Origin of the sequence: Rhodococcus marinonascens NBRC 14363 (assembly GCF_001894885.1) — a bacterium.
GTDB classification, from domain to species: Bacteria; Actinomycetota; Actinomycetes; order Mycobacteriales; family Mycobacteriaceae; genus Rhodococcus_F; species Rhodococcus_F marinonascens.
In genome coordinates this window covers 66,823-81,792 of sequence record NZ_BCXB01000006.1, presented here as the reverse complement: position 1 = coordinate 81,792, position 14,970 = coordinate 66,823, and the positions used below count along the sequence as shown (strand labels likewise).

The following is a 14,970-nucleotide window of genomic DNA, read 5'->3' as shown; positions in this document are numbered from 1 at the left end:
GCCCCGGGACGAAGTCGTTCCGACCGGTAGCGGAGCGAACCGCGTTCCCGAGCAGATCGACGTGCGTCGGGGCCTGTTCGGTGTGCAGGGAAGTGGCGACACGTCGGGGTACGGGGGGCTCGTTCGCCCTGTCCTGTTGCCGGGAAGCACGCCCCGTCCCTACGGCGGATATTTCGACGAGGTCGCCGACGGCCTCCATGCGGCGTTGGCCGAGGCCGGTGTAGTTTTCGAGGACGCGATCGAGAGGGTCGTCGTCTTCCGTGGCGAGATCACCTTCGAAGTGCCCCGGGATCATCTCCCGCAGGTCGCCCGCAATTTGCGGGACGAACCCGATCTACGTTTCGAGATGTGCCTGGGTGTCAATGGGGTGCACTACCCGCAGGACTCCGGTCGTGAACTGCACGCGGTGTATCCGCTTCTGTCCATCACCCACAACCGCCGGATCCGGCTCGAGGTTGCAGTGTCTGATGCCGACCCGCACATACCTTCGTTGAGCGAGATATATCCGACCAACGACTGGCACGAGCGGGAGGCGTACGACTTCTTCGGCATCGTCTTCGACGGGCATCGCTCACTGACCCGAATCCAGATGCCCGACGACTGGTCAGGCCATCCGCAACGTAAGGACTACCCGCTCGGCGGAATCCCCGTCGAGTACAAGGGCGCGGAGATTCCGCCACCCGACGAACGCCGGGGGTACAAGTGATGAGCGAAGACACCACCGTCTACACCGTCGCCGGTCAGGACTGGGACGAGGTCGTCGATGCAGTGAAGACGGCTGCGGGCGATTCGACTTCGGAATCCGGCGAGGAACGCATCGTCGTCAACATGGGTCCTCAGCATCCGTCCACGCACGGTGTTCTCCGGTTGATCCTGGAGATCGAGGGCGAGACGGTCACCGAGGCCCGATGCGGCATCGGCTACCTGCACACGGGAATCGAGAAGAACCTCGAGTACCGCAACTGGACGCAGGGCGTCACATTCGTGACCCGCATGGACTATCTGTCGCCGTTCTTCAACGAGGCAGCCTATTGCCTCGGCGTGGAGAAGTTGCTCGACATCACCGAGCAGATCCCGGAGCGGGCCAGTGTCATCCGGGTCATGCTCATGGAGCTCAATCGCATCTCCTCGCATCTGGTGGCGCTCGCCACGGGAGGTATGGAACTGGGCGCGGTCACTGCGATGCTCTTCGGATTCCGTGAGCGTGAGTTGGTCCTCGACGTGTTCGAGATGATCACCGGGCTCCGCATGAACCACGCATACATCAGGCCCGGTGGACTGTCCCAGGATTTGCCGTCCGGCGCGGTCGAGAAGGTGCGAGAACTGCTGACGTTGTTGCCGGAGCGGCTGAGGGACATGGAGAACCTTCTCAACGACAACAGCATCTGGAAGGGCCGCACCGAGGGCATCGGGTACCTCGATCTCACCGGCTGCATGGCACTCGGCATTACCGGCCCGATGCTGCGCGCCACGGGTCTGCCGCACGACCTGCGCAAGTCGCAGCCGTACTGCGGCTACGAGAACTACGAGTTCGAGGTCAGCACCGCCGCCACGTGCGACGCCTACGGCCGCTACCTGATCCGGGTCGACGAGATGAAGGAGTCGCTGAAGATAGTCGAGCAGTGCCTGGATCGGTTGCGGCCCGGCCCGGTGATGGCCGAGGACAAGAAGATCGCCTGGCCTGCGGACCTGACGCTTGGCCCCGACGGCCTTGGCAACTCACCCGATCACGTCGCCAAGATCATGGGCTCGTCGATGGAATCGTTGATCCATCACTTCAAGTTGGTAACCGAGGGATTCCGGGTTCCCCCAGGGCAGGTGTACACCGCCGTGGAATCTCCGCGAGGCGAGCTCGGTGTGCACATGGTGAGCGACGGCGGCACGCGCCCGTATCGGGTGCATTTCCGCGACCCGTCGTTCACCAACCTGCAGTCGGTGGCCGCGACCTGTGAGGGCGGGATGATCGCCGACGTCATTGCCGCGGTCGCGAGTATCGACCCCGTGATGGGCGGTGTCGACCGATGAACCTGCGCCTTTTCGATGAAGCGGTTCGGCTCGTGCGGCGGGAGAGGGAGCGCAGCGAATGAGTGACGAGGGAACGGCGCGAGGCCGGGCTGCGGCACCCGCGGGTGCAGCGGCCCGCGGTCCTGTGTTCGTGGAGTTCGGTCCCCGACCCGAGGAACAGGGGCAACTGGTCCGGCCGGGTGCACGTGAGGAGTATCCGCCGGATGTGCAGGTGAGGCTCGAATCGGACGCGGCGTCGATCGTCGGCCGCTACCCGGATTCCAGGTCCGCTCTGCTGCCATTGCTGCATCTGGTGCAGGCAGAGGACGGGTACATCACCCCGGCCGGGGTCGAATTCTGTGCCGCCACGCTCGGGTTGACGGGCGCCGAGGTCGCTGCGGTGGCCACCTTCTATTCGATGTACCGCCGTGATCCCACAGGCGACTACTACGTGGGCGTCTGCACCAATACGTTGTGCGCGATCATGGGCGGCGACGCGATTCTCGCCGCGCTGAAGGAGCATCTCGATCTGGCCCCAGGCGGAACGTCCCCGGACGGCAAGATCACGCTCGAGCACATCGAGTGCAACGCGGCGTGCGATTACGCCCCGGTCGTGATGGTCAATTGGGAGTTCTTCGACAACCAGACGCCGGAGTCGGCGAGGTCGCTGGTGGACGATCTACGTTCCGGCGGGGCGGTCACGCCGAGTCGGGGAGCGACCTTGTGCACGTTTCGGGAGACCGCCCGCATCCTGGCAGGTTTTCCCGACGAACGCCCCGGCGCGGTCGAGGGCGGCATCGCCGGCGCACCAACCCTGGTCGGCCTGCGCATTGCCCGGGAGTTGGGTATGGAGGCCCCGGACCCGGCGGACGTAACAGGTCTTCCGGAGTCGGAAGCGCCACCCGTCACCGGTCACGGACGAAAGGGAGACTGATATGCCTCTGACCCCCGTCCTCAGCCGCTACTGGGACGATTCATCCTCCTGGACCCTCGACACCTACCGTGGCCACGGCGGGTACGAGGGCCTGCAGAAGGCGCTGCGCATGGACCCGGACGAGATCATCTCCACCGTCAAGGAGGCCGGACTGCGCGGTCGCGGCGGTGCAGGCTTCCCGACCGGGATGAAGTGGTCATTCATCCCGCAGGGCGATGACAAACCGCACTACCTGGTGGTCAACGCCGACGAGTCCGAACCCGGCACCTGCAAGGACATTCCGCTGATGATGGCCACGCCCCACACTCTCGTGGAGGGCATCATCATCGCGGCATACGCCATCCGCGCCAAGCACGCCTTCATCTACGTGCGCGGCGAGGTGGTACCAGTGCTGCGCCGGTTGCAGGCCGCCGCCGCCGAGGCCTATGCCGCCGGCTATCTCGGCACAGACATCCTGGGCACCGGCTACGACCTCGAATTGGTGGTTCACGCGGGCGCTGGGGCGTATATCTGCGGCGAGGAGACAGCGCTGCTCGACTCGCTGGAGGGGCGCCGCGGTCAGCCCAGGCTGCGCCCGCCCTTCCCGGCAGTTGCCGGACTGTATGCATCACCGACCGTCGTCAACAACGTCGAGTCGATCGCAAGCGTGCCCTCGATCATCGTGAACGGCATCGAGTGGTTCCGGTCGATGGGTAGCGAGAAGTCGCCTGGCTTCACGCTCTACTCACTGTCTGGGCACGTCACCAGCCCGGGACAGTACGAGGCGCCGCTCGGGATCACCCTGCGGGAGTTGCTCGAGTACGCCGGTGGCGTCCGCGCCGGGCACCGACTGAAGTTCTGGACCCCCGGCGGCTCGTCGACGCCGATCTTCACCGACGAGCATCTCGATGTCGAACTCGACTACGAAGGCGTCGGTGCTGCCGGATCGATGCTGGGCACCAAGGCCTTGCAGATCTTCGACGACACGACGTGCGTGGTACGCGCGGTGCTGCGCTGGACCGAGTTCTACGCGCACGAGTCCTGTGGCAAGTGCACGCCGTGCAGGGAAGGCACCTACTGGCTGGTGCAGATTCTGGAGCGTATGGAGCGAGGGGAGGGCACCGACGATGACCTGGAAAAGCTGCTCGACATCGCCGACAACATTCTCGGCAAAGCGTTCTGTGCTCTCGCTGACGGTGCGGCCAGTCCGATCATGTCCTCCATCCAGTACTTCCGCGACGAATACCTCGCACATTTCGAGCAGGGCGGCTGCCCGTTCGATCCGCATCAGTCCACCCTCATGGCGGGGGTGCACGCGTGAAAGCCCAGGCGCCCGTGAGCCCAGAAATCATCAATATCACTATCGACGGTATCGAGGTCAGTGTCCCCAAGGGCACGTTGGTGATTCGCGCGGCCGAGTTGATCGGCATCCAGATCCCGCGGTTCTGCGACCACCCACTGCTCGATCCGGTCGGCGCCTGCCGACAGTGTCTGATCGACGTGGAGGGGCAGCGCAAGCCGCTCGCCTCCTGCACCACGACCGTCACCGAGGGCATGGTCGTTCGCACTCAGCTCACCTCGCCGGCCGCGGACAAGGCGCAGAAGGGCGTGATGGAATTTTTGCTGATCAACCATCCGCTGGACTGCCCGGTGTGCGACAAGGGTGGCGAGTGCCCACTGCAGAACCAGGCAATGTCCAACGGCCGGGCCGAGTCACGGTTCGACGGAGTCAAGCGCACGTTCCCCAAGCCGATCCCGCTCTCCACGCAAGTTCTCCTCGACCGCGAGCGGTGCGTGCTTTGCGCCCGGTGTACCCGGTTCTCCGAGCAGGTTGCGGGCGACCCATTCATAGAACTTCAGGAGCGGGGAGCACTTCAGCAGGTCGGCATCTACGCCAAGGAACCGTTCGAGTCGTACTTCTCCGGCAACACCGTGCAGATCTGCCCGGTGGGTGCGCTGACGGGTACCGCGTACCGGTTCCGGGCCCGTCCGTTCGACCTGATCTCCAGCCCCAGCGTCTGCGAGCACTGCGCGAGCGGATGCGCTCAGCGCACCGACCACCGCCGGGGCAAGGTGCTGCGGCGCCTGGCCGGCGACGATCCCGAGGTCAATGAGGAATGGAACTGTGACAAGGGTCGGTGGGCGTTCGCCTATGCCACCGAGCGCGACCGCATCACCTCTCCACTGGTCCGCGGCGAAGACGGCACTTTGGCACCTGCGTCCTGGTCCGAGGCTTTGGCCGCCGCCGCACGGGGGCTGACTGCGGCCCGGGGTGGCGCCGGGGTCCTCGTCGGGGGGCGGTCGACGTGGCAGGACTCCTACGCCTACGCAAAGTTCGCGCGAATCGCGCTCGGCACCAACGATATCGACTTCCGGATCCGTTCCCACTCCGGCGAGGAAGCCGAGTTCCTGGCCGCACGGGTGGCGGGGCAGCGACTCGCCGTCACCTACGAAGACCTGGACGATGCACCGGTCGTTTTGCTCGCCGCGTTCGAGCCCGAGGAGGAGTCGCCGATCGTCTTCCTTCGGCTTCGCAAGGCGGCGCGAAAGACGGCACTGCCGGTGTACTCGATCACCCCCTACGCATCCCGCGGCTTGGAGAAGATGTCCGGCAGGCTGCTGAAGGCCGTACCGGGCGCCGAACCGGAGATCCTCGATGCGATCCGTGCTGGACGCCTAGATCCCGGTGTCACGGCACTGCTGCGGCAACCGGGCGCGGTGATCATGGTCGGAGAGCGACTCGCCACCGTCCCCGGGGCGCTGTCCGCTGCGGTCCGGTTGGCCGACGACACCGGGGCCCGGCTGGCCTGGGTGCCGCGCCGGGCGGGCGAACGGGGCGCGCTCGAAGCCGGTGCGCTGCCAAACCTTCTGCCCGGTGGCCGGCCCGTCGACGACCCCGAGGCGAGACGGCAAGTCGCCACGGTCTGGAACGTCGCGGACCTGCCGGATACCGCAGGACGGGATATTGAGAGCATCCTCGCGGCGGCGGAGGCGAAGACCCTCGGAGCGTTGGTTTTCGGTGGCGTCGAGGCCGACGACCTCCCCGACCCGCAGGCTGCACTGGCCGCCGTCGAGGCAGCCGGATTCGTCGTGAGTCTGGAGTTGCGGCACAGCGCGATCACCGATCGTGCGGACGTCGTGTTCCCGGTGGCGCCGGTGATGGAGAAACCGGGAACCTTCCTCGACTGGGAGGGGCGCACACGCGATTTCGACACCGCTCTTCGTGACACCGGTGCGATGCCAGACCAGCGGGTGCTTCACGCGATCGCCGGTGAGATGGGCTCCTCTCTGGGACTTCCGGACGCCGCCGCCGCACGGCGCGAACTCGACCGACTCGGCGCCTGGGACGGCGACTTCCCGGCGCCACCACGCCACCCCCAGCGCCCGCAACGGGTACCCGGTGCGGGCGAGGCGGTGCTCGCGAGTTGGCGGATGCTGCTCGACTCGGGTCGACTCCAGGACGGGGAACCGTATCTGGCAGGCACGGGCCGCACCCCGGTCGCACGATTGTCTGCGACGTCGGCCTCCGAGATCGGTGCCGCTGACGGGGATTCGGTGACCGTCACCACCGAACGGGGCACGGTCACCTTGCCCTTGGTAATCACCGATCTGCCGGATCAGGTGGTATGGCTGCCGATGAACTCGCCCGGTTCCGCGGTGTACCGGCAGTTGACCGCCACGACGGGCAGCCTCGTCCACATCCGGCGGGCGACCGACTCCGACGTCGTCATTTCGGGAGGTGCGCAGTGACCGTCGAAGCCGTCTACCCCGACCCCACGCTGTTCGGTCACGACCCGTGGTGGCTGGTGCTCGGCAAGGCCGTGGCCATCTTCGTCTTTCTCGTGCTGACCCCGCTGTTGACGATCTTGGCCGAGCGCAAGATCATGGCCTGGATGCAGATGCGCGTCGGTCCCAACCGGGTGGGGCCGCGGGGCATGCTGCAAAGCCTCGCCGACGGCATCAAGCTCGCACTGAAGGAAGGCATCGTCCCGAAGGGCGTGGACAAGCCGATCTACCTGCTCGCGCCGATCATCGCGGCGGTGCCGGCGTTCATGGCCTTCGCCGTGATCCCCTTCGGCCCCGAAGTGTCGATCTTCGGTCACCGCACCGCGCTTCAACTGACCGACCTGCCGGTGGCAGTCCTCTACGTTCTCGCGGCCACCTCGATCGGCGTCTACGGCATCGTCCTCGCGGGTTGGGCGTCCGGTTCCACCTACCCGCTGCTGGGAGGTCTGCGCTCGACAGCGCAGGTGATCTCCTACGAGATCGCGATGGCACTGTCTTTCGCGGCGGTTTTCCTGCATGCGGGGACCATGTCAACCTCGGGCATCGTCGCGGCCCAGGAACGCACCTGGTACGTGTTCTTGCTGCTGCCATCGTTTCTCATCTACGCCGTCTCGATGGTCGGGGAGACCAACCGGGCGCCGTTCGACCTCCCCGAGGCGGAGGGTGAACTGGTCGGCGGCTTCCACACGGAGTACTCCTCGCTGAGCTTCGCGATGTTCATGCTCGCCGAATATGTGAACATGGTGACGGTCTCGGCGCTGGCCACCACGTTGTTCTTCGGCGGCTGGCGCGCTCCGTTTCCGCTCGACCTCTGGGCGGGCGCCAACTCCGGTTGGTGGCCGGTGCTGTGGTTCACGCTGAAAGTGTGGGTGTTCCTGTTCGTGTTCGTCTGGCTGCGCGCCACCCTGCCCAGGCTGCGGTACGACCAGTTCATGGGTCTCGGGTGGAAAATCCTCATCCCGTTCTCGCTGGCGTGGGTCATGATCGTCGCGACGGTCCGGGCATTCCGCAACGAGGGTTACGAAGTTTCGTCGATCGCCCTCGTTGTCGCGGGTTTGATCGTTGCCCTCGTCGCGCTGACACTGCTGTGGAAGCGCCTGCACCCGAGCCGCACCCGAGTGCCCAAGGAACCCGTCGAGCCGAAAGTACGCTCCGAAATCTCGCCGGAAACTCTCGAGCCGTTCGACCCCATGTCCGGTGGCTTCCCGGTACCGCCGATGCCGGGCCAAACGCTGCCGACGTTCCACCGCACACCCGTTTCAGTCACGAACACGGCCGGCCGGCACTCCATCGGATCGACTCAGGAGGACAGCGATGCCTAAATTCCTCGGCCCTATCGCAGGATTCGGCGTGACATTCTCGACGATGTTCAAGAAATCGAACACCGAGTTCTATCCCGAAGAGAAGACGCCAACCGCGGAGCGATATCACGGCAGGCACCAGCTCAACCGCTATACCGATGGTTTGGAGAAGTGCATCGGGTGCGAGTTGTGCGCCTGGGCGTGCCCGGCCGATGCCATTTATGTGGAGGGCGCGGACAACACCGACGACGAACGCTTCTCGCCGGGGGAGCGCTACGGTCGCGTCTACCAGATCAACTATCTGCGCTGCATCGGGTGCGGTCTGTGTATTGAGGCGTGCCCGACCCGGGCGTTGACGATGACCAACGAATACGAGATGGCGGACGACAACAGGGCGGGTCTGATCTACGAGAAGGACCAGTTGTTGGCGCCACTCGAACCTGGCATGGTCGAGGCGCCGCACCCGCTGTCCCCGGGCGCCACGGCGGAGGACTACTACCGCGGCACTGTGCCCGGGGTAGCCGAACCGGGGGGCGGCGAGACGACCGGAGAGGCGCCGGGGGACGGAGAGGCGCCGGGGGACGCGCGGTGAGTCGGGAAGGAGAGTCGGCGTGGTGAATGCGATGACGTCCGCGGTCCAGGTGGTCGCGGAGCCCTTCACTGCGACCTCGGCAGGGGAAGGGGTGCAGTTCTGGATCCTCGGGACCCTGGCCGTCATCGGTGCGCTCGGGGTGGTGAGTGCGACGAAGGCCGTCTACTCGGCGATCTTCCTGGCCACGACCATGATTATTCTGGCGATCTTCTACATCGCGCAGGGTGCACTCTTCCTCGGTGTCGTGCAGATCGTGGTCTATACGGGCGCGGTCATGATGCTGTTTCTGTTCGTGCTCATGCTCATAGGAGTCGACTCGTCCGAATCGCTGGTGGAGAACCTGCGCGGTCAGCGGGTGGCCGCAATCGCGGTGGGACTGGGATTCGGAATCCTGCTGATCGGTGGTCTCGGCAGAGCTTCGGTCGGCGCGTTCGACGGTCTCAGCCAAGCCAACGCGGGAGGGAATGTCGAGGGTCTGGCCGAACTCATCTTCGTCCGGTACGTCTGGGCGTTCGAACTCACCGGCGCGTTGCTGATCACCGCGACCATCGGCGCAATGGTGCTTGCGCACCACGAACGCTTCGAGCGGCGAAAGGACCAGCGGGAATTGTCCCAGGAACGTGTCCGCGACGGCAGTCGCGTCACGCCGCTACCCAGTCCCGGTGTCTACGCACGGCACAACGCGGTCGACATACCCGCGCTGCTGCCGGACGGGTCGTTTTCCGAACTGTCGGTCAGTCGGTCGCTCGACCGACGCGCGAGCCTGCCACAACGGGCGCTCGGCACCGCCGACGTCTCGGCTCCCGAACCCGAGGCCTCCGGTGAGGAAGGTTCACTATGAACCCCGAGAACTACCTGTACCTCGCGGCCCTGCTGTTCACGATCGGCGCGGCCGGGGTCTTGATGCGGCGCAACGCCATCATCGTGTTCATGTGCATCGAATTGATGCTCAACGCCTCGAATTTGGCGTTCGTGACGTTCGCCCGCATGCACGGAAACCTCGACGGGCAGGTATTCGCCTTCTTCACCATGGTGGTGGCGGCTGCTGAGGTCGTAGTCGGTCTGGCGATCATCATGACCATCTTCCGTTCCCGCCGTTCGGCTTCCGTCGACGACGCCAACCTCCTCAAGAACTGACGGGTACAGATGACAAACATCGTCGAGAAGGTGACCTTGCCTGAAAACAATGCCTCGATCGGTGGTACGGCATGAACGGGATGCTCGAGTCGGCTGTATGGCTCCTGCCGGTGCTGCCGCTTCTCGGTGCCGCCGTGCTTCTGTTGGCGGGCCGGCGCAGTGATCCCTGGGGTCACATCCTCGGGTGCGGAACCGCGTTGGCCTCATTCGCGCTGGGCGTCGTCTTCTTCGTCGACATGCTCGGCCGGGATGCCGCGGAGCGGGCCGTGCACCAGCGACTGTTCAGTTGGGTTCCGGTCGCGGACCTACAGGTGGACTTCGGCCTCCAACTCGACCAGCTGTCCATGTGTTTCGTGCTGCTGATCACGGGCGTCGGATCGCTGATCCACATCTACTCGGTCGGATACATGGCGCACGATCCGGCCCGGCGCCGTTTCTTCGCCTACCTGAACCTATTCCTCGGGGCGATGGTGCTGCTGGTGCTGGCAGACAACTTCCTCGGCCTGTACGTGGGCTGGGAGGGTGTGGGCCTCGCCTCCTACCTGCTCATCGGATTCTGGCAGTACAAGCCTTCTGCCGCGGCCGCCGCGAAGAAGGCCTTCATCGTCAACCGCGTCGGTGACATGGGCCTGGTCGTCGCCATGATGATCATGTTCTCAACCTTCGGCTCGGTCGAATTCGCCGACGTCTTCACCCGTGCCGAGGGCGCCGGGGAGGGAGCACTCACCGCGATCGGTCTTGCGTTGCTGCTCGCCGCCTGTGGGAAATCGGCGCAGGTTCCGCTGCAGTCCTGGCTCGGCGACGCGATGGAAGGCCCGACGCCGGTGTCGGCGCTCATCCACGCCGCGACCATGGTCACGGCGGGTGTGTATCTGATCGTCCGATCCAATCCGATCTTCGACCTAGCGCCGAATGCCCAACTCGCCGTTGTGATCGTCGGCGCCGTCACGCTGCTCTTCGGTGCGATCATCGGCTGCGCGAAGGATGACATCAAGAAGGCGCTGGCGGCCTCCACGATGAGCCAGATCGGTTACATGGTGCTGGCCGCAGGTCTCGGTCCCGCCGGGTACGCGTTCGCGATCATGCTGCTGCTCACCCACGGTTTTTTCAAAGCCGGACTGTTCCTCGGTGCAGGCTCGGTGATACACGGTATGAACGACGAGGTGAACATGCGCCACTACGGGGGCCTGCGCACCGTCATGCCGATCACTTTCGCCACTTTCGGGCTGGGATACCTGGCCATCATCGGCATTCCACCGTTTTCCGGCTTCTTCTCCAAGGACAAGATCATCGAAGCGGCGTTCGCCACCGAGGGGTTCGAGGGTGTAGCCCTCGGAACGGTGACGCTGCTCGGCGCGGGAATCACCGCGTTCTACATGACCAGGGTGATGCTGATGACCTTCTTCGGACGCCGCCGTTGGGTTTCTGAGGCGAGCGAAGCGACGGGGGATGTCCATGTCGCCGACCCACACGAATCGCCGGGGGTGATGACAATGCCGATGATCATTCTCGCGGTCGGTTCGGTGGCTGCCGGCGGTGTGCTCAGCATCGGTTCCTCGCTGCAGAACTGGCTGGAACCGGTGGTCGGTATCCATCACGGCGAGCCCGCACTTCCGGTGTGGGCGATCACCGGGCTGACGCTGGTGGTGGTGCTCGTCGGTGTCGCGGTGGCCTACCGGCAGTACGCCGTCCAGCCGATCCCCGAGATCGCTCCGGTGTCGGTCACCCCGCTCACTGTGGCGGCCCGGAACGATCTGTACGGCGACGCTTTCAACGAGGCCGTGTTCATGCGTCCGGGCCAGGAGGTGACTCGCACACTCGTGACCGTCGACGACCGCGGTGTCGACGGCGTCGTCAACGGATTCGCCGCACTCGTCGGTGCCACGTCGATGAAAATTCGGCGTCTCCAGACCGGGTTCGTCAGGTCGTACGCGCTGTTCATGTTCGCGGGCGCGGCTCTCCTGATCGCGACGATGCTGGTGGCACTGCGGTGAGCGCCTTCCCGTGGTTGACCGTCCTGTGGGTGCTGCCCCTCGTCGGTGCCGGTGTCGTCCTGGCTGTGCCGGTCGACAAGCGCGTGCTCGCGAAATCGCTCGCGGTGGGCGTGTCTGTGGTGGTGCTGTGCCTGGCGGTCGTGTTGGCGATTCGGTTCGACCCGACCGGTGAGCAATACCAGTTCGTCGAGTCGCACGCTTGGATTCCGGCGTTCGGCACCAGATACACCCTGGGCCTCGACGGCATCGCGCTCGTTCTGGTGCTGCTCACCGCGGTGCTGGTGCCACTGCTGTTGCTGGCGGGCTGGAACGACGGCAAATCGGCACCCGACTACCGGCGGCGGCGCGTGGCCCACACGTATGTGGCGCTGATACTGATGGTCGAGTCGATGGTGATCATGTCGTTTACCGCCCTCGACATCCTGCTCTTCTACATCTTCTTCGAAGCCATGCTCATCCCGATGTACTTCCTCATCGGCGGTTTCGGCGGGGCCGGGCGGTCGTATGCGGCGGTGAAGTTCTTGCTGTACAACCTGTTCGGTGGCCTGATCATGCTAGCGGCGGTCATCGGCCTCTACGTGGTGACTGCCGATCAGGGTGGCGTCTTCGGCAGCGGAACATTCGATTTCCGGACGATCGTCGCCGAAGGACTGGACGCCGACCCCGGGGTGCTGAAGGCGCTGTTCCTCGGGTTCATGTTCGCGTTCGCGGTCAAGGCGCCACTGTGGCCGTTCCATACGTGGCTGCCGGGCGCGGCCGTGGAATCTACTCCTGCCACTGCGGTACTCATGATGGCCGTCGTAGACAAGGTCGGCACCTTCGGCATGCTGCGCTACGCCCTGCAACTGTTCCCGGACGCATCCACATATTTCGCACCGTTCATCACGGCGTTGGCGGTGATCGGGATCGTCTACGGCGCCGTGCTCGCGTTCGGCCAGACCGACGTGATGCGCCTGATCGCCTACACATCGATCTCCCACTTCGGGTTCATCATCCTTGGCATTTTCGCGATGACGAGCCAAGGCCAGGCCGGGTCGACGCTGTACATGGTCAACCACGGCATCTCGACCGCGGCGCTGTTCCTGGTGGCCGGGTTCCTGGTCTCCCGGCGCGGCACCCGTCTCATCGCCGACTACGGCGGGGTGCAGAAGGTCGCCCCGGTCATGGCCGGTACCTTCCTCTTCGCCGGCCTCGCCACCCTGTCGCTGCCCGGGTTGGCGCCGTTCATAAGCGAGTTCCTCGTCCTGATCGGCACGTACTCGCGTTACCCGATCGCCGCCGTGGTCGCGACTCTCGCACTCGTCCTCGCCGCGATCTACGTGCTCTGGCTGTACCAACGCGTGATGGCCGGCCCGGTCAAGGAGGGCAACGAACGGGTCCGTGATCTCGTGCGCCGCGAGGTGGCGGTGATGGCTCCGCTCATCGTGGTCCTCATCGTTCTCGGCGTCTATCCCAAACCGGCGTTGGACGTCATCACCCCCGCGGTGGATCACGTCCTCGTTACCGTCGGTGAGCACGACCCGGCACCGATCGTTGCCGAGCAGGGCCCACAGGGAGGTACACACAGATGAGTCCCTCCGACCACGTCGCAACTTTCGCCCAAGCCGGGACGTTGCGTGCGCCGGATATCGAATACAGCCAACTCTCACCCATGCTGATCGTGTTCGGTGTGGCCGTCGTCGGCGTGCTCGTCGAGGCGTTTCTGCCCCGCCGGGCCCGCTACGCGAGCCATCTCGTTCTCGCTCTCGGTGGTCTCGCTGCCGCGTTCGTGGCCGTCGTCCTGCTCGCCGGCACCCGGGACTCGGCCGTCATGGGTGCGGTCGCCGTCGACGGCCCGACGCTGTTCCTCCAGGGAACGATCCTGCTGATCTCGATCCCCGCGATCCTGCTCATCGCTGAGCGGAGTGTCGACAGCGGGGTCGCCGAGTTGACCGCGGATGTCGGCGCGGCGAGTGCCTCGGAGGGCGGAACCGACGCCTTCACGCCTCAGGCTTTCGCCGTCCCCGGCAGCATCGCCGAAAAGGAGGCCACCAACGCCGCCCCCGGTCACACCGAGGTCTTTCCTCTCACACTGTTCGCTGTCGGCGGGATGTTGCTGTTCCCGGCTTCCAACGACCTCCTCACCATGTTCGTGGCACTCGAAGTGCTCTCGCTCCCTTTGTATCTGCTGTGCGGCTTGGCTCGCCGCCGCCGTCTCCTGTCCCAGGAAGCGGCGATGAAGTACTTTCTCCTCGGGGCGTTTTCCTCGGCGTTCTTCCTGTTCGGTGTCGCGTTGCTGTATGGCTCCACGGGCACAGTCGAGTTGCCGCGTATCGCCGACGCACTCGCTCAGGGCACCGACGACAGGACGCTGGCGGTGATCGGCACCGCGCTTCTGACGGTGGGCCTGCTGTTCAAGATTGGTGCGGTGCCGTTCCACTCCTGGATCCCTGATGTCTATCAGGGTGCGCCCACGCCGATCACCGCGTTCATGGCGTCCGCCACCAAGGTCGCGGCCGTCGGTGCGATGCTGCGCATCTTCTACGTGGCCCTGCCGGATCTTCACTCGGACTGGCGGCCCGTGCTGTGGGGCGTCGCCATTCTCACGATGGTGGTCGGTGCGGTCTTGGCTGTGACCCAGACCGACGTCAAACGCATGCTGGCGTACTCGTCGATCACGCACGCGGGATTCATCCTCACCGGTCTGATCGCGGCCAACCGTGAGGGACTGTCGTCCACGATGTTCTACTTGTTCGCATACGGTTTCAGCACGCTCGGCGCCTTCGCGGTTGTGACCCTGGTGCGCGACAGCAGGGGCGAGGCGACGGATCTGTCTCGGTGGGCGGGGTTGGGCAGGCGGTCGCCGTTGCTGGGGGCGGTCTTCGCCCTCTTCCTGCTCGCGTTTGCCGGTATTCCCTTGACTAGTGGGTTCGTCAGCAAGTTCGCGGTCTTCCAGGCCGCTCTCGCGGGGGGTGCCGCTCCGCTCGTCATCGTCGGAGTCGTCAGCAGTGCGATCGCGGCATTCTTCTACGTGCGCGTCATCGTGTTGATGTTCTTCTCGGAACCGGAGAGCGATGCCCCGACGGTCGTGGTCCCCAGCATGTTGACGGCCACGGCCATCGCTCTAGGAGTGGTGGTGACCGTGGTGCTCGGCATCTTGCCGCAGGCGGCGCTGGATCTGGCGGACCACGCAGCGGTGTTCTTCCACTGACGACTTGGGCCCCCTGCGCTGAGCTGGTTCGCGAGTGCCCCGTGTGACTGATG

The 14,970-nt window shown here is 65.2% G+C and carries 12 protein-coding genes; all 12 read left to right on the top strand.

The annotated features are described in order from the left end of the window. The first annotated feature begins 55 nt into the window (after nt 1–55). Nucleotides 56–706, top strand: a complete 651-nt coding sequence (locus RM2_RS06585) for an NADH-quinone oxidoreductase subunit C (protein WP_245813764.1) — start codon at nt 56–58, stop codon at nt 704–706. Then, nucleotides 706–2,025, top strand: a complete 1,320-nt coding sequence (gene nuoD, locus RM2_RS06580) for an NADH dehydrogenase (quinone) subunit D (RefSeq protein ID WP_072688033.1) — start codon at nt 706–708, stop codon at nt 2,023–2,025. The genes RM2_RS06585 and nuoD overlap by 1 nt, the downstream gene beginning before the upstream one ends. 58 nt (nt 2,026–2,083) lie before the next feature. Beyond that, nucleotides 2,084–2,938: an NADH-quinone oxidoreductase subunit NuoE gene (gene nuoE / locus RM2_RS06575; RefSeq protein ID WP_084721660.1), complete on the top strand. Its 855-nt coding sequence runs from the start codon at nt 2,084–2,086 to the stop codon at nt 2,936–2,938. Between the two features lies 1 nt (nt 2,939). Next, nucleotides 2,940–4,238: an NADH-quinone oxidoreductase subunit NuoF gene (gene nuoF / locus RM2_RS06570; RefSeq protein WP_072688145.1), complete on the top strand. Its 1,299-nt coding sequence runs from the start codon at nt 2,940–2,942 to the stop codon at nt 4,236–4,238. Then, nucleotides 4,235–6,667: an NADH-quinone oxidoreductase subunit G gene (locus RM2_RS06565; RefSeq protein WP_072688032.1), complete on the top strand. Its 2,433-nt coding sequence runs from the start codon at nt 4,235–4,237 to the stop codon at nt 6,665–6,667. Before nuoF ends, RM2_RS06565 begins: the two co-directional genes overlap by 4 nt. Continuing rightward, complete coding sequence (gene nuoH / locus RM2_RS06560; RefSeq protein ID WP_072688031.1) at nt 6,664–8,025, top strand: NADH-quinone oxidoreductase subunit NuoH; 1,362 nt, start codon at nt 6,664–6,666, stop codon at nt 8,023–8,025. The genes RM2_RS06565 and nuoH overlap by 4 nt, the downstream gene beginning before the upstream one ends. After that, on the top strand, nt 8,018–8,596 hold the full coding sequence (gene nuoI, locus RM2_RS06555) for an NADH-quinone oxidoreductase subunit NuoI (protein WP_072688030.1): 579 nt from the start codon (nt 8,018–8,020) through the stop codon (nt 8,594–8,596). Before nuoH ends, nuoI begins: the two co-directional genes overlap by 8 nt. Before the next feature lie 31 nt (nt 8,597–8,627). Beyond that, the gene (locus RM2_RS06550) at nt 8,628–9,437 is read left to right on the top strand and encodes an NADH-quinone oxidoreductase subunit J (protein ID WP_072688144.1); all 810 of its coding nucleotides are present in this window, start codon (nt 8,628–8,630) and stop codon (nt 9,435–9,437) included. Continuing rightward, nucleotides 9,434–9,733, top strand: coding sequence for an NADH-quinone oxidoreductase subunit NuoK (gene nuoK / locus RM2_RS06545; RefSeq protein WP_070377679.1), 300 nt, complete (start codon nt 9,434–9,436; stop codon nt 9,731–9,733). Before RM2_RS06550 ends, nuoK begins: the two co-directional genes overlap by 4 nt. 71 nt (nt 9,734–9,804) lie before the next feature. Beyond that, a complete protein-coding gene (gene nuoL / locus RM2_RS06540) occupies nt 9,805–11,727 on the top strand; it encodes an NADH-quinone oxidoreductase subunit L (protein ID WP_072688029.1) in 1,923 nt (640 codons plus the stop codon). Next, nucleotides 11,724–13,298 (top strand): NADH-quinone oxidoreductase subunit M, encoded by a 1,575-nt coding sequence (locus tag RM2_RS06535; protein ID WP_072688028.1) that lies wholly within the window; start codon nt 11,724–11,726, stop codon nt 13,296–13,298. Before nuoL ends, RM2_RS06535 begins: the two co-directional genes overlap by 4 nt. After that, a complete protein-coding gene (nuoN, locus tag RM2_RS06530) occupies nt 13,295–14,917 on the top strand; it encodes an NADH-quinone oxidoreductase subunit NuoN (RefSeq protein WP_072688027.1) in 1,623 nt (540 codons plus the stop codon). The genes RM2_RS06535 and nuoN overlap by 4 nt, the downstream gene beginning before the upstream one ends. Nucleotides 14,918–14,970 lie beyond the last annotated feature (53 nt).